22 protein-coding genes, 1 other RNA gene and 1 pseudogene are annotated in these 19,094 nt (G+C 63.1%); 15 read left to right on the top strand and 9 right to left on the bottom strand.

Features of this window, described 5'->3' with window-relative positions:
- Positions 1-2 precede the first annotated feature (2 nt).
- From NKI96_RS22270 to NKI96_RS22255, 4 genes are all read right to left on the bottom strand, one after another.
- Positions 3-224: a ribbon-helix-helix domain-containing protein gene (locus NKI96_RS22270; protein ID WP_023668319.1), complete on the bottom strand. Its 222-nt coding sequence runs from the start codon at positions 222-224 to the stop codon at positions 3-5.
- A 13-nt stretch (positions 225-237) separates the two neighbouring features.
- Entirely contained in the window at positions 238-432 is a 195-nt protein-coding gene (locus tag NKI96_RS22265; RefSeq protein WP_023667420.1) for a DUF4169 family protein, read from the bottom strand.
- Positions 433-450: 18 nt separating this feature from the next.
- Positions 451-996, bottom strand: coding sequence for an SspB family protein (locus NKI96_RS22260; protein ID WP_352806174.1), 546 nt, complete (start codon positions 994-996; stop codon positions 451-453).
- Positions 997-1,126: 130 nt separating this feature from the next.
- On the bottom strand, positions 1,127-1,810 hold the full coding sequence (locus NKI96_RS22255) for a TetR/AcrR family transcriptional regulator (RefSeq protein ID WP_023746897.1): 684 nt from the start codon (positions 1,808-1,810) through the stop codon (positions 1,127-1,129).
- Between the two features lie 187 nt (positions 1,811-1,997).
- Here NKI96_RS22255 and NKI96_RS22250 point away from each other — a divergent pair, with 187 nt between their 5' ends.
- The gene (locus NKI96_RS22250; protein WP_023712465.1) at positions 1,998-3,203 is read left to right on the top strand and encodes a multidrug effflux MFS transporter; all 1,206 of its coding nucleotides are present in this window, start codon (positions 1,998-2,000) and stop codon (positions 3,201-3,203) included.
- Between the two features lie 212 nt (positions 3,204-3,415).
- On the opposite strand, the gene ssrA is transcribed toward NKI96_RS22250, so the two are convergent.
- Positions 3,416-3,774, bottom strand: a transfer-messenger RNA (tmRNA) gene (gene ssrA, locus NKI96_RS22245).
- 168 nt (positions 3,775-3,942) lie between these two features.
- Between ssrA and NKI96_RS22240 the strand changes: the two genes are divergently transcribed.
- Together NKI96_RS22240 and NKI96_RS22235 are read left to right on the top strand one after the other, a co-directional pair.
- The gene (locus tag NKI96_RS22240) at positions 3,943-4,254 is read left to right on the top strand and encodes a DUF2853 family protein (protein ID WP_023668323.1); all 312 of its coding nucleotides are present in this window, start codon (positions 3,943-3,945) and stop codon (positions 4,252-4,254) included.
- Positions 4,255-4,595: 341 nt separating this feature from the next.
- Positions 4,596-5,390, top strand: coding sequence for a thymidylate synthase (locus tag NKI96_RS22235; RefSeq protein WP_023733849.1), 795 nt, complete (start codon positions 4,596-4,598; stop codon positions 5,388-5,390).
- A 28-nt stretch (positions 5,391-5,418) separates the two neighbouring features.
- Here the strand turns inward: NKI96_RS22235 and NKI96_RS22230 are convergent.
- Positions 5,419-5,616, bottom strand: a pseudogene (locus tag NKI96_RS22230) (TOBE domain-containing protein).
- Between the two features lie 159 nt (positions 5,617-5,775).
- On the opposite strand from NKI96_RS22230, the gene modA reads away from it, so the two are divergent.
- The 4 genes from modA to NKI96_RS22210 all read left to right on the top strand — a co-directional run bounded on the left by modA (position 5,776) and on the right by NKI96_RS22210 (position 8,810).
- The gene (gene modA / locus NKI96_RS22225; RefSeq protein WP_156939240.1) at positions 5,776-6,570 is read left to right on the top strand and encodes a molybdate ABC transporter substrate-binding protein; all 795 of its coding nucleotides are present in this window, start codon (positions 5,776-5,778) and stop codon (positions 6,568-6,570) included.
- A 15-nt stretch (positions 6,571-6,585) separates the two neighbouring features.
- Complete coding sequence (gene modB, locus NKI96_RS22220) at positions 6,586-7,290, top strand: molybdate ABC transporter permease subunit (protein ID WP_023667413.1); 705 nt, start codon at positions 6,586-6,588, stop codon at positions 7,288-7,290.
- Entirely contained in the window at positions 7,287-8,399 is a 1,113-nt protein-coding gene (gene modC, locus NKI96_RS22215; RefSeq protein ID WP_352806171.1) for a molybdenum ABC transporter ATP-binding protein, read from the top strand. The genes modB and modC overlap by 4 nt, the downstream gene beginning before the upstream one ends.
- Positions 8,400-8,468: 69 nt before the next feature.
- Positions 8,469-8,810 carry a winged helix-turn-helix domain-containing protein gene (locus NKI96_RS22210; RefSeq protein WP_023667411.1) on the top strand — a complete coding sequence of 114 codons (342 nt, stop codon included), beginning with the start codon at positions 8,469-8,471 and terminating at the stop codon, positions 8,808-8,810.
- Positions 8,811-9,012: 202 nt separating this feature from the next.
- Here the strand turns inward: NKI96_RS22210 and cobF are convergent, their stop codons facing one another.
- Entirely contained in the window at positions 9,013-9,786 is a 774-nt protein-coding gene (gene cobF, locus NKI96_RS22205) for a precorrin-6A synthase (deacetylating) (RefSeq protein ID WP_352806169.1), read from the bottom strand.
- 147 nt (positions 9,787-9,933) lie between these two features.
- On the opposite strand from cobF, the gene NKI96_RS22200 reads away from it, so the two are divergent.
- The 6 genes from NKI96_RS22200 to NKI96_RS22175 all read left to right on the top strand — a co-directional run bounded on the left by NKI96_RS22200 (position 9,934) and on the right by NKI96_RS22175 (position 15,646).
- Entirely contained in the window at positions 9,934-10,950 is a 1,017-nt protein-coding gene (locus tag NKI96_RS22200) for a DUF4424 domain-containing protein (RefSeq protein ID WP_023735947.1), read from the top strand.
- Entirely contained in the window at positions 10,950-11,468 is a 519-nt protein-coding gene (locus NKI96_RS22195; protein WP_352806166.1) for a dihydrofolate reductase, read from the top strand. The genes NKI96_RS22200 and NKI96_RS22195 overlap by 1 nt, the downstream gene beginning before the upstream one ends.
- 145 nt (positions 11,469-11,613) lie before the next feature.
- Positions 11,614-12,723, top strand: a complete 1,110-nt coding sequence (gene hflK, locus NKI96_RS22190; RefSeq protein WP_023682090.1) for an FtsH protease activity modulator HflK — start codon at positions 11,614-11,616, stop codon at positions 12,721-12,723.
- Positions 12,723-13,700 carry a protease modulator HflC gene (gene hflC / locus NKI96_RS22185; protein ID WP_023668332.1) on the top strand — a complete coding sequence of 326 codons (978 nt, stop codon included), beginning with the start codon at positions 12,723-12,725 and terminating at the stop codon, positions 13,698-13,700. Before hflK ends, hflC begins: the two co-directional genes overlap by 1 nt.
- 4 nt (positions 13,701-13,704) lie before the next feature.
- A complete protein-coding gene (locus NKI96_RS22180) occupies positions 13,705-13,890 on the top strand; it encodes a DUF2065 domain-containing protein (RefSeq protein ID WP_023668333.1) in 186 nt (61 codons plus the stop codon).
- A gap of 238 nt (positions 13,891-14,128) precedes the next feature.
- On the top strand, positions 14,129-15,646 hold the full coding sequence (locus NKI96_RS22175; RefSeq protein ID WP_023668334.1) for a DegQ family serine endoprotease: 1,518 nt from the start codon (positions 14,129-14,131) through the stop codon (positions 15,644-15,646).
- Positions 15,647-15,689: 43 nt separating this feature from the next.
- Here the strand turns inward: NKI96_RS22175 and NKI96_RS22170 are convergent, their stop codons facing one another.
- Together NKI96_RS22170 and serB are read right to left on the bottom strand one after the other, a co-directional pair.
- On the bottom strand, positions 15,690-16,262 hold the full coding sequence (locus tag NKI96_RS22170; RefSeq protein WP_023744631.1) for a GNAT family N-acetyltransferase: 573 nt from the start codon (positions 16,260-16,262) through the stop codon (positions 15,690-15,692).
- On the bottom strand, positions 16,259-17,146 hold the full coding sequence (gene serB / locus NKI96_RS22165; RefSeq protein WP_352513021.1) for a phosphoserine phosphatase SerB: 888 nt from the start codon (positions 17,144-17,146) through the stop codon (positions 16,259-16,261). The genes NKI96_RS22170 and serB overlap by 4 nt, the downstream gene beginning before the upstream one ends.
- Here serB and miaA point away from each other — a divergent pair.
- Both miaA and NKI96_RS22155 read left to right on the top strand, forming a co-directional pair.
- Positions 17,136-18,119, top strand: a complete 984-nt coding sequence (miaA, locus tag NKI96_RS22160) for a tRNA (adenosine(37)-N6)-dimethylallyltransferase MiaA (protein ID WP_352806163.1) — start codon at positions 17,136-17,138, stop codon at positions 18,117-18,119. The genes serB and miaA overlap by 11 nt on opposite strands.
- 130 nt (positions 18,120-18,249) lie before the next feature.
- Complete coding sequence (locus tag NKI96_RS22155) at positions 18,250-19,041, top strand: GGDEF domain-containing protein (RefSeq protein WP_352806160.1); 792 nt, start codon at positions 18,250-18,252, stop codon at positions 19,039-19,041.
- Positions 19,042-19,094: the final 53 nt, after the last annotated feature.

Here is a 19,094-nt window from a genome sequence, read left to right as displayed (position 1 = left end):
ATTCAGACAGCGCCGCGCTTGGCCCAGTCCAGCACATGCAGCCTGAGCGCCGAGGACAGGTTCGCATCGCGCGGTCTTGTCTCGTCGATCTCCGCGACTAGGGCAGCAAGCGTCAGCTTGCGCGCGGCGGCGATGGCGACGAGATCGTCATAAAAGGGTTTTTCGAGGGAATAGCTGGTGCGATGGCCGCGGATGGTCACGGAGCGTTTTTCGACCGGGCTCACCGCAGGCGGTCCATCAATCGCCCTGGTCTTCCGGGCGTTCGCGGCGGTGGCCGGCGACGAATTTTTCGGCCTTGTCCGATGTCAGACGGTCACGAGTTCTTTCGGCTTTGGAACGGCCGTGCAGAGCGCGGTTCTCGCCGGCGAGCTTTTCCTTTTCGGTGCGCGCCTTCTGCTTGCGGACCTGGCGAAGGTTGACGATTTCGCCCATGTCGCGCCGACCGTCCCGCTACTTCTTGCGGAAGGCGTCGAGCGACACGACGTCGGCGCCCTTGCCGGCGGCGGCATCGGCCACGGCGGGCTTTTTCTCCGCCTCAGTGGCAGCTGCCTTCTTCTCGGCCTTCGGCTTTTTCTCGGAGACGATAGTCAAAGGCTCGGCAGCCGGCTGGGCGGCTGCATCGGCTTCCGCCGGGACGTCGGTCTTGACGTCGAATTCGAGTTCGAAATTGACCGATGGGTCGTAGAAGCCGCGTACGGCCGAGAACGGAATTTCCAGCTTCTCCGGCACGTCGGAGAAGGACAGCCCGACCTCGAAGCCGGTATCGGTCACCTTGAGGTCCCAATACTGGAACTGGATGACGATGGTCATCTGTTCGGGATAGCGCTCGCGCAGCCTGGAGGACACCCGCACGCCCGGCGCGCCGGTCAGGAATGTGATGAAGAAATGATGATTGCCGGGAAGGCCGGTGCGCGCGACTTCGGCCAGGACCTTGCGCATGACGCCGCGCAATGCCTCCTGGGCCAGAATGTCGTAGCGGATGTGGTCGTCGGCCATGTGCTGGTCGGGTTCCGTTGAATCGTCCGCATAGCTGTAATCAAGCTTGAGCGCGGCGTAAACCGGATATAGATCGCTGATGCGCCGAAGCGAAGCCCGTAACGGACGATTTGATCGCCTGCTTTGGCGTTCAGGCGCTGGCCAGCTGTTTTTCCACCGCTGCCGCTGATCTGCGCTTGCCGAAGGCGCGCAGGAATGTGCGCACGCCGTGGGTCGCGGATTGCAGCACTTCATCTTCCGACGGCATGCCGCCGAGCATGAAGGTGGTCTGCAGTTCGGCATTTGCCAAGGCCAGGAACTGGCGCGCGGCGACATCGGGATCGTCGACCGCGAGATGGCCGGCATGGGCGAGGCGGGCAAAACGGGCGGCAAGTGCGGGCCAGGTCCGGCCCGGCCCCTGGTCGCGCCATTCTGCGAAGAGCTCGGGATAGCGCTCGCCCTCGGTCTGGATCAGCTTGCGCAGGAAGCGTCCGTCGCGGTTGCAGATGCAGTTCTGATTCAGGCGCACGGCAAAGCCGATCAGGTCGGCTTCCAGATCCTTCGGCTGGTCTGGGAAAGAGGCGAAGGTGGCGAAGATGCCGGCATTGCAGCGCTCCGTCAGATCCCGCACCACAGCCATGAAGAGCCTTTCCTTGTCGCGGTGGTGATTGTAGATGGTCTGGCGCGACACGCCCGCCTCCACCGCGATCAGGTCGATATTGGCGCCGGCAAAGCCTTCCCGGCAGAAGACCGAAGCCGCCGCATCGATAATCGACATACGCTTGGCCTCGTGGCCGCGTGGCGGGAAAATGTCAGGAGAAACGGCAAGCTTCATAGAAATCTATATAGAGGTGATTGACGAATTAGACAAGGCTGTCTAAATTTGTGGACACAATAAATGGGAATTCGCTCCGTAGAGACGAATAATCTCGCTCTGAGCCGTCGGATTTCAACGGGATGGAACGTCCTAGGGTTAGTCGTCGCGTTGGCGGCGCCAACCAGACTTGAAAGAAGCCTTTATCATGAGTCCCAAATTCCTCCGCATCGCGGTCGTGCTCGGCCTGTTGTCCGCTATCGGCCCCTTCGCTATCGACATGTATCTGCCGGCGTTGCCTTCGATCGGCGAGGATCTGCATGCCGGCACCGCCGCCGTTCAGATGAGCCTTTTGATCTTCTTCCTGTCGATGGGCTTCGGCCAGATCGTCGTCGGACCGATCTCCGACATGGTCGGCCGCAAGCTGCCGCTTTACGGCGGCCTTGCGCTGTTCATGGTCGGCGGTATCGGTTCGGCCATGAGCCCGACCATCGAATGGCTGATCGCCTTCCGCTTCCTGCAGGGACTGGGCGCCAGCGCCGGCATGGCGGTGCCGCGCGCCATCGTGCGCGACCTGCACACCGGCACCGAGGCCGCCAAGCTGATGTCGCTGCTGATGCTGGTGTTTTCGGTGTCGCCGATCCTGGCGCCGCTGACCGGCAGCCAGATCATCGAGAATCTCGGCTGGCGCGCCGTGTTCTGGACGGTGACGGGCGCGGCCCTGCTGGCCACCATTCTGCTGGCGACCTCGCTGAAGGAGACGCGGCCGGCGGAAGAACGCGTCGGTTCCTCCTTCGGAACCGCACTCGCCGGCTATCGCTTCCTCATGGGTGACCGCAATTTCCTCGGCCTGGTGGCGATCGCCGGCTTCGGCATCGCCAGCTTCTTCGTCTACCTCTCGAGTTCGTCCTTCATCCTGATCGACCATTACGGGCTGTCGCCTTCCGTCTACAGCGTGTTCTTCTCGATCAATGCGGTGGCCTTCATCGGCATGTCGCAACTGACGGGGATGCTGTCGGAGCGCTTCGGGCTGAAGCGCGTCGTCTGGGTGGCGGTAACCGGCTATGCCACGACGATGGTTGTGCTGTTCGCAGTCATGGCGACCGGCGTCGACCGGCTCGATGTTATGGCGGCACTGCTGTTCGTCGGCTACGGCTTCCTTGGCCTGGTCATCCCGACGACGTCGGTGCTGGCCATGGAAGAGCATGGCGAGATCGCGGGCACGGCCTCGGCGCTGATGGGCACGCTGCACTTCGCCATCGGTGCGCTGGCGATGGGCGTCGCCGGCATCTTCTTCGACGGCACCCCGCTGCCCATGGTGGCCGGCATCACGCTCTGCGCGGTGATCTCGTTCACGCTGGCCAAACTGACGCTTGGCCGCTCGCGCGAAGCCGTTGAAGCGCCGGCCGAGTAAGCTGACCGCAATCGACCGGAAAGGCCGGGTCATCCCGGCCTTTTTCACGTCTGGGGTAATCCGGCCCCGGCCAGAACCACGGCCTTCGACCGACGCCGGCGGCAAATTGCACCAGCTCATGGCTCAATTTGGTGTAGGCTTCGCGGCCCATCGTCATGCGAAATCCGGCCAGCGGCAGCCGGCATTGAGCGTACGATATCGAGGAGGGGAGAAGTGGAGGTTTCTGTTGCCAGGTACCTCCGAACCCCGCCTAGAAGTGCGAACCTCTAGGACTTGATTTGAAGCTATCGCACCGCTTACGCGGCGAGACGTGCTTCCGCATAGTTGTCATTTGCAACTACAGGTTTAGCCCGATGACGGTGGTACCATGCCGGGCAAAAGTACGATCTTTACACCTTCGTCGATCCTATTTCGCCCCCAGCAACAGCCGCTCTGGTCACAGAGCGGTTCTTGGTGGAGGCGCCGGGTACCGCCCCCGGGTCCGAACGGCTTATTACATCGCCCATTTATCGCCATAGTCGGTCAAGCCGACAAAACGAATATAGGGGGCGGGCGCACAAAATGAAAGGCCGCAATGACACTTCTTGGCCGCACCAAACTGCGGCGCCGAGGGTTGACTCGCGCGCGGTCTCAACCGAAGCTTTGCGATGGTGAGGAGTATCGACCGAGCGCACAAGTTGCGGCAGCGCGCCACAGCCCTCATCGATCGGATCCCGTGGCGCCGACATGGGGAAATTTGATGGCCGATTATCTCGCAGACGTGAAGAAATACGACGCCGCCGCAAATGCCGATGTGGTTGCCAAGATTGTGAAACATCTGGGCATCGCGCTGCGCAACCGCGATTCCTCGCTGGTATCCTGCACCGACCCCAAGGAATTGGAGCGCGTCAAGACCAACTGGGTTGCCAAGAAACTCGGCGTGACCGACGGGGCGAAAGCCGACTCAGCGATCGAGAAGACCTGCAAGGCGTTGGCCGCCGACAGCTCCAAGAGCCGCGTGACTTTCTACTATCTGGTCGCCAAGGATCTGGGCAAGCTCGGCTCTTTGTAGAGATTATTGCCGATAGGCAGAGCGCGCGTTTGATTTTGCTCCTCACCGGAGGTCAGCACCGCCCCTCATTGCCCTGCCGGGCATTTCTCCCCGTATAGTGACGGGGAGAAATGGCTGACCGCAGCCTTGGCTCTCTCTCTCGAACAAGCTTGTGATTGGCGAAACCGCTGATGACAGCGCCCCTCTCCCCGTCCCTATACGAGGAGAGGATGCCGGCAGGCAGGTGAGGGGCAGCGCCACCTCTTGAGAGATGGGGCAAGCCGCGTTCTGGTCCCTTTTGCTGTGTTCGGCCGGCGGCCAGTCGGTTATGATGGCGGTAACCCCGAATCGAGGCGAAGCCGATGCGCCAGTATCTCGACCTTTTGCAGCATGTGCTGGACAATGGCGCCGATCGTGGCGACCGCACGGGCACCGGCACGCGTGGGGTGTTCGGGTACCAGATGCGCTTCGACCTGTCGCGCGGCTTTCCCGTCACCACCACCAAGAAGCTGCATCTGAAGTCGATCATCCATGAACTCCTGTGGTTCCTGGCCGGCGACACCAACATCAAATACCTTAGAGATCATGGCGTTTCGATCTGGGACGAATGGGCCGACGAGAATGGCGATCTCGGCCCGGTCTATGGCAAGCAGTGGCGCTCTTGGCCGGATGGCCGTGGCGGGTCGATCGACCAGATTGCCAATGTTCTGAAGGAGATACGCAGGAATCCGAATTCACGCCGGCTGATCGTTTCGGCGTGGAACCCGGCCGAAGTGGAGGCGATGGCGCTGCCGCCCTGCCACTGCCTGTTCCAGTTCTACGTCTCGGACGGCAAGCTGTCCTGCCAGCTCTACCAGCGCTCGGCCGACATTTTTCTCGGCGTACCCTTCAACATCGCTTCCTACGCGCTGCTGACCCTGATGGTGGCGCAGGTGACCGGGCTGAAGCCCGGCGAGTTCGTCCATACGCTGGGCGATGCGCATCTCTATTCCAACCATTTCGAGCAGGCGCGCGAGCAATTGCGGCGCACACCCAAGGCGCTGCCGACGCTGTGGATCAATCCGGAGGTGAAGGACCTGTTCGCCTTCCGCTTCGAGGATTTCCGGCTGGAAAACTATTTTGCCGACGCGTCGATCAAGGCGCCGATCGCGGTCTGATCCGTCCACCGTCAATCAATTCCGACCCTCAATCGATGTCGACCATGACGTCGGTTGCCTTGATCATGGCATAGGCTGCTTGCCTTTTTCGAGCTTGAGATCGGCAACGGCCTCGTTGGTGATCGAAGCGTGACGACGGAGCCGGCGACATCACCGCGGACAGGCGAGGTGCTTTGACGATCTCGACGATCGTTCCCTTGAGGATGTTGCGGGCGCTGATCTTCATCGAAGTTCCTTTCCGGGTTTCGGTGCACGTCCAAACCAGAACAATCGATGCCGAACATACGCTTTCGCAGGAGGCGGCCTTCCCTTGTTATATTCATCCAGATATATCGGTCGGCAGGAGTCGAGCCAGCAGATTTCAAGCCCAGGGAGAGTTTTCATGTTGGGGCACAAAGGTTTTGGATTGAGGGCGATCGCGATTGGCGGCTTTGCCGCAGCGGTGATGGCCGCGATGCCGGCCGCGCATGCAGAAGACAAGGTGATCGTGTTCGCGGCAGCCAGCCTCAAGGACGGGCTCGACGCCGTCACCAAGGCCTGCGAAGCCGATGTCGGTGAATTGGCGACCGTCTCCTACGCCGCGAGCTCGGCGCTGGCCAAGCAGATCGAACTCGGGGCGCCCGCCGATGTGTTCATCTCGGCTGATCTTGACTGGATGAAATATCTCTCCGACAAGAAATTGACCAAGCCGGACACCGAGGTGAAATTGCTCGGCAACCAGATCGTGCTGGTGGCGCCGAAGGATTCGACTGTCGAAACCAGGATCGAGAAAGGCTTCGATCTCGCCAAGCTGATCGGCGACGGCAAGCTCGCCATGGGCGATTTCAAGGCGGTGCCGGCCGGCAAATACGGCAAGGCGGCACTTGAATCGCTCGGCGTCTGGTCGTCGGTCGAAGGCAAGGTGGCGCAGGCCGAGAATGTGCGCGCCGCGCTGAAGCTGGTTTCAACGGGCGAGGCCGCGCTCGGCATCGTCTATGCCACCGACGCGCATGCCGACATGGGAGTCAAGGTGGTCGGCACCTTCCCGGAGGATTCGCACCCGCCGATCATCTATCCGGTTGCCCAGACCACCGATTCGAAGGACAAGGATACCCCGGCTTTCCTGAAGTGCCTGCAGTCCGCCAAGGCGGTGGAGCTGTTTAGGGATCAGGGTTTCACCGTGCTCACGCCGAGCAATTAAGGTAGCGGCTGACGCATGAACTGGCTGCTGGACCTCACTCCCGACGAATGGAATGCGGTCCGGCTGTCGATCAAGGTGGCGACGGTGGCGATGCTGTTCAGCCTGCCGCCGGGCATCTTGATGGCGCTTTTGCTGGCCCGCGGAAAATTCTGGGGCAAGACGCTGCTCAACGGCGTGGTTCACCTGCCGTTGATCCTGCCGCCGGTGGTGACAGGTTATCTCTTGCTGCTTACCTTCGGCCGGCGCGGGCCGGCGGGAGCGTTCCTGGCCGAGCATTTCGGCATCGTCTTCTCGTTTCGCTGGACCGGCGCCGCACTGGCCTGCGGTATCATGGGCTTTCCCCTGATGGTGCGGGCGATCCGGCTGTCGATCGAGGCGGTCGACCGCAAAATGGAGGCAGCGGCGGGAACGCTCGGCGCCAACCCGATTTGGGTCTTCGCCACCATCACGCTGCCGCTGATCCTGCCCGGGCTGATCGCCGGCTCGATCCTGTCCTTCGCCAAGGCGATGGGCGAGTTCGGCGCCACCATCACCTTCGTCTCCAACATTCCCAACGAGACGCAGACGCTGCCTTCGGCGATCTACACCTTCACGCAGGTGCCTGGCGGCGATGACGGGGCGCTCAGGCTGACGCTAATCTCCATCGTCATCTCGATGGCCGCATTGGTCGCCTCGGAAGTGCTGGCGCGGCGCGTCGGCCGGCGGATGGACATCGAATGAGCGTGCTGGTGGACATCAGCCATCGGCTCGGCGGTTTCGCCGTCGACGCGCGTTTCGAAAGCGCCGGGCGGCTGACGGCGCTGTTCGGGCCATCGGGCTCCGGCAAGACGACGCTGATCAACGTGATCGCCGGCCTGATCCGGCCGACCAAGGGCCGTATCGCGGTCGACGGCTGTGTGCTGGTCGACACCGATGCCGGCATTTTCGTGCCGAAGCACAAGCGCCGGATCGGCATGGTGTTCCAGGACGCGCGGCTGTTTCCGCATATGAGCGTGGCCGGCAATCTGCGCTATGGCCGCTGGTTCACGCCACCGGCGGAGCGCTATGCGGATATCGACGCGGTCGTCGAACTGCTCGGCATCGGTCCTCTGCTCGACCGGCGACCGGCAAAGCTCTCGGGCGGCGAGAAGCAGCGCGTGGCGATCGGCCGGGCGCTGCTTGCCAGCCCGAAACTGCTGTTGATGGACGAGCCGCTGGCCTCGCTCGACGATGCGCGCAAAGCCGAGATCCTGCCCTATATCGAGCGGCTGCGCGACGAGACCAAGCTGCCCATCGTATATGTCAGCCACTCCGTCGCCGAGGTGGCGCGGCTGGCCAGCGACGTGGTGGTGATGGCGCAAGGCAAGGTCGCTGCCTCAGGCCCGACCGGCGCGATCATGCAACGGCTCGAATTGCTGCCGGCGGAGGAACGCGGCGAGGGCGGCGCGGTTCTCGACACCAAGGTGCTGCGCCATGATGAGATCTTCGGGATGACCGTGCTCGGCTCGGCGGCGGGCGAAATCCGGGTGCCGCTTCTGGCGGTCTCGGTCGGCGCGCCTGTGCGCATCCGAATCCGCGCCCGCGACGTGATGATCGCCACCGAACAGCCGAAAGGTCTCAGTGCGCTCAACATCCTGCCGGGCGCCATCGTCGCAATCGGCTCGGGCGAGGGGCCGACGGTCGAAATCGGCATCGACTGCAATGGCGCAACCGTGCTTGCGCGCATTACCGAACAATCCAGGCAGGTACTGAACCTTCAACTCGGCGGCAAGGTGTTCGCGGTGATCAAGACGGTCAGTTTCGACCGTGCCAACACCGGCGCCGGGCTGCCGGCCGAAGCGGATGGCTGATAGCCGCTATATCGTTTTGGAATAGCGCTATGGGTCGAGAGGGGCTAGTGTGACTGTGGAGGACAAGAGATGCCGTCGCTGAGCCTGCGGATAAATCTCGATCCGGACGGGCGCATAGGTCCGGGCAAGATCGAATTGCTGGAGCAGATCGCCACTTTCGGCTCGATCTCGGCTGCAGCACGCGGCATGGAGATGTCCTACAAGCACGCCTGGGATCTGGTGGAAGATATGAACCGTGTGTTCGGCAAGCCGCTGGTCGCGGCGCAGACCGGCGGCAAAAAGGGCGGCGGCGCACAGCTGACCTCAGTTGGCCTTGCAGTTGTCAGCCGTTTTCGCGCTATCGAGCGCGCTGCGGCGGCAGCGGCGGCCACGCATATGGACGCCTTGCAGGCGGAGATTGATGCTGGGTGAGGGTTGAAGCTTGCGATCCGTCACACCCCCCTCTGTCCTGCCGGACATCTCCCCCGCAAGGGGGGAGATCAGCTAGCCCGTAGACGGGCGCTAATCTGTTAGGCGATTGGCGAAATCCTCCGTGACGGCCAATCTCCCCACTAGAGGGGGAGATGTCCGGCAGGACAGAGGGGGGCGCGAAGGAACTCGACCTTTGAGCGCGCTATTCCTCGGGCTCTCCTGCTTTACGCAGCAGATAGGTGTCCATGATCCAGCCCTTTCTTTTCCGGGCTTCTTCTCTCGTCCTCTCAATCTCCTCGCCGACATCACCCAGGCGACCGGAAACGATGATCTCGTCCGGTGTGCCGAGATAGGCGCCCCAATGGATGATCAGATCCTTGTCTGCCAGCGTGTTGAAGGCGCATTTGCCGTCGAGCATGACCACGGCGCTGCCGGCATTGTGCGGCATGCCTTGTTCGGCGAGGCGGCGGCCGGTGGTGATCAGCACGGGGTCGCCGATGCGGTTCAGCGCCATTTTGTGGCTGGCGGCGAGCGCCTGGACGGCGGTGATGCCGGGGATGACTTCCAATTCGAATGCGACATTGCCCCTCAGTCTTACGCGCGCGAGGATGCGCAGCGCGCTGTCATAGAGCGAGGGGTCGCCCCAGATCAGGAAGGCGCCGCAGCCGTCCTCGGCAAGTTCGTCGCGGACCAGGCTCTCATAGATCTGGGCGATGGCCTCGTGCCAGTCATCGACGGTCGAGCGATAGGAAGGCGCCGGCTCGGCGCGCACCGGCACGTCGAACTCGACGCGGCGCGATTTCGGATTGCTGACGAAACGGTCGCAGATCTGGCGGCGCAATTCGGCAAGGTCGTTCTTCTTCGCCCCTTTGTCGGGAACAAACAGGACGTCCGCCCGGTTCAGGCCATCAATCGCCTGCACGGTCATATGATCGGGATTGCCGGCGCCGATGCCGATGACGAGAAGCTTGCGCATGACGCGAACTCCTGCCCGATCGAAACCTGTTAGTCCAGACCGCCGATTGGCGTGTCCAGACACTGTGGCGTCCTGTTGGGAGACGGAAGGCTTTGAAACGCCACACTGAAACGGCTAGGGTCGCGGCATTCTTGGCGAGGGGCTTCGATGTTGCAATATGTTCTGACCGTAGCGCTGGCGCTTTCAGCAGCGCCCGCGCTGGCCAATGATACGACCGCCGAACTCGGCACAGGTGGCCTGATCCTGTCGCGTAGCGACGCGGTGTCGATGCAAAGCGAGGACCTCTATATCTCGCCGGAAAAGGTCACGGTCGACTACGTCTTCCACAACAACACGGACAAGGATGTAAATGCCATCGTCGCTTTTCCGCTGCCGGACATCGAAGGCAATCCGGAGGAAATGCCGGCCATCCCGGAAAACCAGAGCGACAATTTCCTTGGCTTCGAGGTGACGATCGACGGAGCGCCGGCAAAGCCGCAGCTCGAGCAGAAAGTGTTCGCTGTCGGCATCGATATCGGCGCCGATCTGAAGGCGCAGAACGTGCCGTTCAATCCGTTCGGCGATGCGGCCAAGGCGGCCCTGGCGAATCTGCCGAAAACGGTCGCCGAGGATTGGGAAAACCGCGGCATCATCATCGAGGATACGGGCAGCGACGGTACCGAGGCGAAAAAGGTCTATACGCCGTGGTGGCAGTTGCGCTCGACCTATTGGTGGCGCGCGACCTTTCCGGCCAACAAGGATGTCCACGTCTCGCACCGCTACAAACCGAGCGTCGGCGGCACGTCATCGGTGAGTTTCTTCTATGACGGCAAGTTCTCCGAGGGCAGCCAGTATACGACCTACAAGACCCGCTACTGCATGGACGACAGCTTCGAGAATGCGGTGCGGCAGGCCGCCAAGGCCGACGGTTATCCGCATTTTTACGAGAACCGCATAGCCTATATCCTGACCACCGGCGGCAACTGGGCCAATGGCAGCATCGGCAAGTTCAAGCTAACCGTCGACAAGGGCAATCCGAAAGCGCTGATCTCGTTTTGCGGCGACAATGTCAAGAAGGTCGGGCCGACGACCTTCGAGACGGCGGCGCAGGATCTCTATCCCGAGCACAACATCGACATATTGCTTTTGGAGCCGTCGGATGACGGCGCCCGGGGAGCCAACTGATGGACGTCGCGATCTATGTCGCCATTGCGCAGAACGGCGTCATCGGGCGCGACGGCGGCTTACCGTGGCGGCTGTCCACCGATCTCAAGCGCTTCAAGGCCGATACGATGGGCAAGCCCGTCATCATGGGCCGCAAGACTTATGAAGGCATCGGCCGGCCGCTGCCGGGCCGATTGAACATCGTGGTGACCCGCGACAAGGCCTGGCGCGCCGAGGGCATAGAGGTGGCGCACTCGCTGGAGGCAGCGATCCAGCTGGCCACGGTGCACGGGCGTTGCATGGCCGGCGTCGACGAAATCTGCATCATCGGCGGCGGCGAGATCTATGCGCAGGCGCTGCCGCTGGCAGACCGGCTGCACGTCACCCATGTGCTGGCGGCGGTCGATGGCGACGCGCATTTTCCCGATATCGATCCGGATTTGTGGCGCCTTGTCAGCGCTCAGGACGTTCCGGCCGGTGAAAAGGACAGCCATGCGACGCGCTATTCGGTTTACGAGCGACGCCGCGGCGTGCATTGAGACGATAAAAGGGTCGCGAACGTCCAAAACGGACATGCTCGGCAGCGGATCGCGTTGAAAGCGCATCGCTGCGTCCCTATAGAAGAACAACTGGATTTTGCGCCGCAACGTCGGCGCTGAGGGAATCCCAAGCGAAAGGACATTCATGCCCTGGAACGACAAGAGCGGCGGCGGCGGCCCATGGGGCGGCGGCGGCAACAATCAGGGACCCTGGGGGCAGGGACCGAAGGGGCCCAGCGGCCCGCCGGGGTCACCTCCCGATCTCGAAGACATCATCCGCCGCGGCCAGGACCGGCTGCGGCGCGCGCTGCCCGGTGGCGGCGGCGCCAGCCCGGCCGTGTTTGCGCTGATCGCAGCGGCTCTGATCGTGCTGTGGGCGTTCAAGGCGGTCTACACCGTGCAGCCGGACGAGGTTGCGGTCGAGCTGCGCTTCGGCAAGCCGAAGGCGGAGCTGTCGCAGCCAGGTCTGCATTTCCATTGGTGGCCCGTCGAAACCGTCGAGACGGCCAACATCGCCGAACAACTCGTCGATATCGGTGGTGGCGGCGCGACGAGCGGCAACTCGTCGGGGCTGATGCTTACCGGCGACCAGAACATCGTCAACGTCCAGTTTTCGGTGGCCTACCAGGTCTCCGATCCCCGGGCCTATCTGTTCGACGTCTCCGACCCAGAAGGCATGCTGCAGCAGGTCGCAGAGAGCGCCATGCGCGAAGCGGTCGGCCGGCGACCGGCCCAGGACATCTTCCGGGACGATCGCCAGGGCATCGCCGCCTCGGTGCGTGAAATCATTCAGACGACGCTGGACGGCTACAAGGCCGGCCTGAACGTCAACGCGGTTTCGATCGAGGACGCGGCCCCGCCGCGTGAAGTTGCCGATGCCTTCGACGAAGTGCAGCGCGCCGAGCAGGACGAAGACAAGTTCGTCGAGCAGGCCAACCAGTATTCCAACCAGAAGCTCGGCCAGGCGCGTGGCGCCGCGGCGCAGATCCGCGAGGACGCGGCAGCCTACAAGAACCGTGTCGTCCAGGAAGCCGAAGGTGAGGCGCAGCGCTTCATCTCGGTCTATGACGAATACGCCAAGGCGCCCGACGTGACGCGCCGGCGGCTTTATCTGGAAACGATGGAGAAGGTGCTGAAGGATTCCAACAAGGTCATCGTCGAACAGGGCAATGGGCAAGGGGTCGTTCCCTATCTGCCGCTGCCGGCACTGCAGCCGAAGGCGCCGCCGCCTGCGACCACGGGAGGAGCCCAGTGATGGCCAATCGTCTTCCCATTATCGCGGTCATCGCGGCCGTGCTTCTGTTCCTGCTCTACTCCTCGGTCTTCGTGGTCAACGCGCGCCAGCAGGCGCTCGTGCTGCGGTTCGGCGAGATCGTCGACGTGAAGAATGAACCCGGCATCTATTTCAAGGCGCCTTTCGCCTTCTTCGACGCCGACAGCGTGCAATTGATCGAAAACAGGGTGCTGCGCTTCGATCTCGACAACATCCGCGTCCAGGTTTCGGGCGGCAAGTTCTACGAGGTCGACGCTTTCATCGCGTACCGCATCTCGGATCCGCGCGTGTTCCGCTCAGCCGTGTCCGGCCAGATCACACTGGCCGAAGCACGACTGAGGACGCGTCTCGATGCGGCGCTGCGCCGTGTCTACGGTCTGCGCGACTTCGAGGCGGCGCTTTCGGAAGAGCGGGCCGTGATGATGCGCGAAGTGCGCGATCAGCTTCGGCCCGACGCCACCTCGCTCGGCCTGCAGATCGAGGATGTGCGCATCCGCCGAACCGATCTGACGGCCGAGGTTTCGCAGCAGACCTTCGACCGCATGAAGGCCGAACGTTTGGCCGAGGCCGAACGGCTGAGGGCACGCGGCAAAGAGGCCGCGCAGCGCATCACCGCCCGCGCCGACCGCGAAGTGGTGGAAATCGTCGCCGAAGCGCGCAAGGAATCGGAAATCCTGCGTGGTGAAGGTGAAGCCCAGCGCAGCGCGACCTTTGCCGACGCCTACAAACGCGATCCGGCGTTCTTCGACTTCTACCGGTCGATGAATGCCTATGGCACGGCGCTGGACAACTCCGGGACGACGATGGTGCTGTCGCCGAACTCGGAGTTCTTCCGCTTCTTCCGCAATCCGGACGGTACGGACGCGAAGCCGGCGACACCTGCGGCTCCGGCGACGGCACCTGCCGCGCCGGCGACGGCACCTGCCGCGCCGGCTGCACAACCTGCACCCGCCCAGTAGGGCGGTGCAGGATTTCCTTGCGGCCATAGGCCTGGTCCTCGTCGTAGAGGGTCTGGTCTATGGCGGCTTTCCCGGCCTTGCCAAACGTCTTGCCGGCGAAGTGCTGTCGACGCCGGAAATTGCGCTGCGCATCGTCGGGCTGGTGGCGATCGCCATCGGCGTCGGCATCGTCTGGTTGGTGCGTGGCTGAGGACCGCTGATCTGCAATTCCAGGAAAGTGTGAGCGGTTTTCCGTCCGGAATTGCGTAAAAGCAAAGGGATCGAACGGTTCGCCGTTTCCGCGAAACGGCGAACCGTTCTAAGGTGTAACGGAGGATTTATCCTCCTGATGTGGCCATAGCCGCAAACGTGCCGTATTTCTTGCCAACATGACGCGACGCGGCGTTTTGCCGAAGCGCTTTTCTTTTCAGCAATCCGGGAGGCTTTCGATGACATCCAACACCCTTCTGCGCGCGGCGCGGCGGACGTTCATCGCAGGTGCTGCGGCACTTCTGGTCGGCGCGCTTGCCGTTCCAGCTTTCGTGACGCCGACGATGGCCGCGGACGGACCGGCTTCGGTTGCCGACCTCGCCGAAGGCCTGCTCGGTGCGGTGGTCAACATCTCGACCTCGCAGACCGTGAAGGGCACGGAAGGTCCGGGCGCGGTGCCGATGCCGCAGCTGCCCGAGGGTTCGCCGTTCCAGGATTTCTTCGACGACTTCTTCAAGAACCGTGGCGGCGACAAGGATGGCGGCGCGCAAAAGGTACAGTCGCTGGGCTCCGGCTTCGTGGTCGACGCCGAGCAAGGCATTGTCGTCACCAACAACCACGTCATCGCCGATGCAGACGACATCGAGGTGAATTTCTCCGACGGCGTGACGCTCAAGGCGACGCTGGTCGGCACCGACACCAAGACCGACGTCGCGGTGCTCAAGGTCGACCCGAAGGGCCACAAGCTGACGGCGGTGAAATTCGGCGATTCCAACAAGATGCGCGTCGGCGACTGGGTGATGGCGATCGGCAATCCGTTCGGCCTTGGCGGCACGGTGACGGTCGGCATCGTCTCGGCCCGCAACCGCGACATCAATTCCGGCCCCTATGACGACTTCATCCAAACCGACGCCGCCATCAACCGCGGCAATTCCGGCGGGCCGCTGTTCAACAGCCTGGGCGAGGTCATCGGCATCAACACGGCGATCATCTCGCCGTCGGGCGGCTCGATCGGCATCGGCTTCTCCATCCCCTCGCAGCTTGCCTCGGGCGTCGTCGACCAGCTGCGCCAGTTCGGCGAGACCCGTCGCGGCTGGCTCGGCGTGCGCATCCAGCCGGTGACCGACGACATCGCCGAGAGCCTCGGCATGGCGACCGCCAAGGGCGCGCTGGTGGCCGGCGTCATCAAGGGCGGACCGGTCGACAACGGCACAATTCTCGCCGGCGACGTCATCATCAAGTTCGATGGCAAGGACATCCATGAAATGCGCGACCTGCCGCGCGTCGTGGCGGAAAGCCCGGTCGGCAAGGCGGTCGACGTGATCATCGTGCGCAAGGGCGTCGAGCAGACGGTGAAGGTGACGCTCGGCCGGCTTGAGGACGGCGAGAAGGTCGCTGCCGGTGAGGACGGCACTACCGATGAGGACAAGGGCGGCGACAAGGCGCCCGCGGTCTCCACGGCCTCGGTGCTCGGCATGACCGTCGGCGAGCTCAATGACGACACACGGAAAAAATTCGGCATCGCGGCCGACGTCTCCGGCGTCGTCATCACCGACGTCACCAAGGATTCGGCCGCCGCCGAGCGCGGCATCCAGGCCGGCGAGGTGATCACCGAAATCGCCCAGGAATCGGTCGCGACCCCGAAGGACGTGATGGACCGGATCGGCGCGCTGAAGGAGCAGGGCCGCAAGAACGCGCTCTTGATGCTGGCCTCGAAGACCGGCGAGTTGCGCTTCGTGACGATCCGGATGGATTGAGTCCGGAAAGCCCCATAACCGGTTGTTTTCAGGGAAAGGGCGGCTAGCGAGCCGCCCTTTTTCGTGCCTGCCAGTCCGTCCGCGACAGTTTGTAGAGGACATGCCGCTTGAGGTGCGGGTGGCTGTCAGGGATGGATGGGTGGTCGAAATCGCGAGCCGGGTCAGGGCTCATGCCAAGACGCTCCATGACGGCCGTCGAGCGGCGGTTGGCCGCGACGGCGAAGGAGACGATCTCGTCCCGGTCAAGCGTTTCGAAGCCAAAGGCGAGCCAGGCTTCGGAGGCCTCCGTGACATAGCCCTTGCGCCAGAATTCCGGCGCCAACCGCCAGCCGATCTCGATCGTATCGGAAGGCAGGGACGGCACGTGATCGGTCTTTAAGAGACCGACGAAGCCGATGCATTCCCCAGTCGCGGCGATCTCGGCGGCGGCAAAACCAAAGCCGTCCTCGGCGATCCAGCCCCGAAACTCGTCCATCTTGGCATCCGTCTCGGCGCGGTCGCGGCGGAACGGAAAGAATTCCATCACCCGCTCGTCCGAATTGATGCGGTGGAAGAGTTCGCGATCGCGGTCTTCCCAGTTGCGCAGGATGAGGCGCTCGGTGCGCATCGGTTTCATTGGGCGAACTCTTCCTGGCGGTAGCCCTGGAGATAAAGCAGCGCGGTGAGATCGCCATGGTCGATGCGGACCTTGGCTTCGGCAGCAACGGCCGGCTTGGCGTGGAGCGCGACACCGGTGCCGGCCAGACGGATCATGTCGAGGTCGTTGGCGCCGTCGCCGACCGCAATCGCATCAAATGGCGTCAGGCCGAGGCGGGCCGAGATCTCGCTCAGCGCATCGGCCTTGGCGGCGCGGCCGAGGATCGGCTCGGCGACGAGGCCGGCAAAGCGCCCGTTCTCCTCGATCAGGCGGTTGGCACGGTTTTCCTGGAAGCCGAGCATGGCGGCGACACGGCTGGTGAAGACGTCGAAGCCGCCGGAGACAAGCGCCGTCCAGGCGCCATTGGCGCGCATCGTCCGCACCAGGGCGCGGCCGCCCGACGCCAGCGTCAGGCGGTTCGCGATGATGCGGCCGACGACGGCCGTATCGAGGCCTTTCAGCAACGCTACGCGTTCCCGTAAGGCGGGCTCGAAGGCGATCTCGCCGTTCATCGAGCGTGCGGTGATGGCGGCGACGCGGTCCTTGACGCCGATCTCGTCGGCGAGTTCGTCGATGCATTCCTGGTCGATCATGGTTGAATCCATATCGGCAAGCAGGATTGTCTTGCGGCGGCTTTCGGCCTGCTGAACGATCACGTCGACCGGCTCTGAACCAAGTGCTGTGCGCAAGGCCGCACTTGCCTCAGCGGCTTCTGCCCCCTCGGGCAACACCAGATCGCAGGCGACGCCATCGCCCAGCCAGCGAACAGCGCTTGCACCGACCGACCGTGAGGCGATATTCGCAAGCGAGGCCGACATCGCGCGGCGGAGGGGGTGGGACACAAGCGTGGCAATGAGCGGCATCGAGACTTCCAAGCAGCTAGGCGAGGGCGGGCAGGCGGGCGAGGGCCGCGTGAAGAACGCGATCCTGATAGCCGGGCCGACAGCCAGCGGCAAGTCGGCGCTGGCGCTCGATCTCGCCGAGCGCAAGGGCGGCGTCATCGTCAACACCGATTCCATGCAGGGCTATTCGGTGCTCGATGTGCTGACGGCGCGGCCGAGCGCCGCCGAACTCGGCCGCGCGCCGCACTTTCTCTATGGCCATGTGCATCCCTCCACCGCCTATTCCACCGGCGCCTGGCTGCGCGACGTGATGAAGCTGATCGATGACGGCACGCTCGCCCGACAGCCCGACGACGCCGCCTTTGAACGTCCGGTGATTTTCGTCGGCGGCACCGGGCTCTATTTTCGCGCACTTGCCGAGGGCATTTCGGAAATGCCCGACATTCCGCAGCAGGTACGCGACCGCTGGCGCTACGAGTTAAAGGAGCAAGGCGCAGCCAAGCTGCACCGCATCCTGATGCATGAGGATTCGGCGGTCGCCATGCAGCTGAAGCCGACCGACGGCCAGCGCATCGTGCGGGCGCTGGAGGTGCTCGACGCATCCGGCCGCTCCATCCTAGAATGGCAGGCAGCGCGCGGCCGGCCGCTGATCGACCGCGACAGCGCTCGGTTCTTCGTTATCGAGCCGGACCGCGCCCCCCTTGTCGAGCGGATCGAAACAAGGTTCGACCGCATGCTCGATCTCGGCGCGCTCGATGAGGTCAAACGGCTTGCGGCGCTTGGCCTCGATCCCGGCCTGCCGGCGATGAAGGCGATCGGCGTTCGCGAACTTTCGGCTGCCATGGCGGGTGACATCAGCTTTCCTCAGGCCATCGAGCGCTGCAAGGCAGCGACGCGGCAATATGCCAAACGGCAAACGACGTGGTTTCGCCATCAGCTGGGGCCGGAATGGCTGAGATTGCAGCCCGGCGGCCGCTTGCAAACCGCGATTTGATTTTCGTGCTGCCAATACAATTAAAGAAACAGAAGTAGGAATGAACATTCCCGCTCCGGTTGTCTGGATTAACCGTCCGTAAGGCGCCGGCATGCCATAGATCCGGCGGGTACTTTGCAACGGGAAGCAGATGCGTTTCCACAAGGCGGAATCCGCATTTTTCGTCTTTATTTTCGTGATCCTGGCCGCAGGCCTGGTGACGCTTTATGCCTATGGTCAATTGCAGTTCATCGCGGTCGGTCACGATACGACTTCCCGGGTCGAGAGGATCGCCTATCTCAACACGCTGCTGTTTGTCACCGGGGTGCTGCTGGCGACAGCGCTGTTCTTCGGCGTGTTCTTCATCTACCCGCTGATCCGTAGGCAGGCCACGGAAGAGGGCAAGCTGCGTGCCATGACGGTTTCGCTCAGCGCCCGCTCGGAAACGCTGCAGCATGCGGCATTGACCGACGGCCTTACCGGCATGCAGAACCGGCGCTACTTCGATGATGCGCTGAAGGAATATCTCGAGGAATTCCGCCGCATCGAAAAGCCCGTCGGGCTGATGATCCTCGACCTCGATCATTTCAAGCAGGTCAACGACACGCATGGCCACGATGTCGGCGACGAGGTGCTTAGGGCAGTCGCCAATTGCCTCAAAGGCATGACGCGCTACCACGATGTGGTGGCGCGGCTTGGGGGCGAGGAGTTCGCCGTCGTCACGCCCAACATGGATGCGGAGTTGTTGGGGAAGTTCGCCGAACGCATCCGCAAAGCGATTGCCAACATGTCGGTGCTGTCGGGCAATGTCCGCCTCAAGATCACCACCAGCGTCGGACTAGCCGTCTGGGATCGGAAGGAAACCGCCGAGGAATTCTACCGCCGCGCCGACCGCCTGCTCTACGAGGCGAAGAGGCAAGGCCGCAACCGCGTCTGCGCCTGAAATCCCGGCATTTAAATTCGTGAGGCTGGCCGTTTGATGCCGTCTTCTGCGCT

This window comes from Mesorhizobium sp. M0292 (assembly GCF_040321695.1).
Classification (GTDB): domain Bacteria; phylum Pseudomonadota; class Alphaproteobacteria; order Rhizobiales; family Rhizobiaceae; genus Mesorhizobium.
This window is presented reverse-complemented; position numbering and strand designations above follow the sequence as displayed.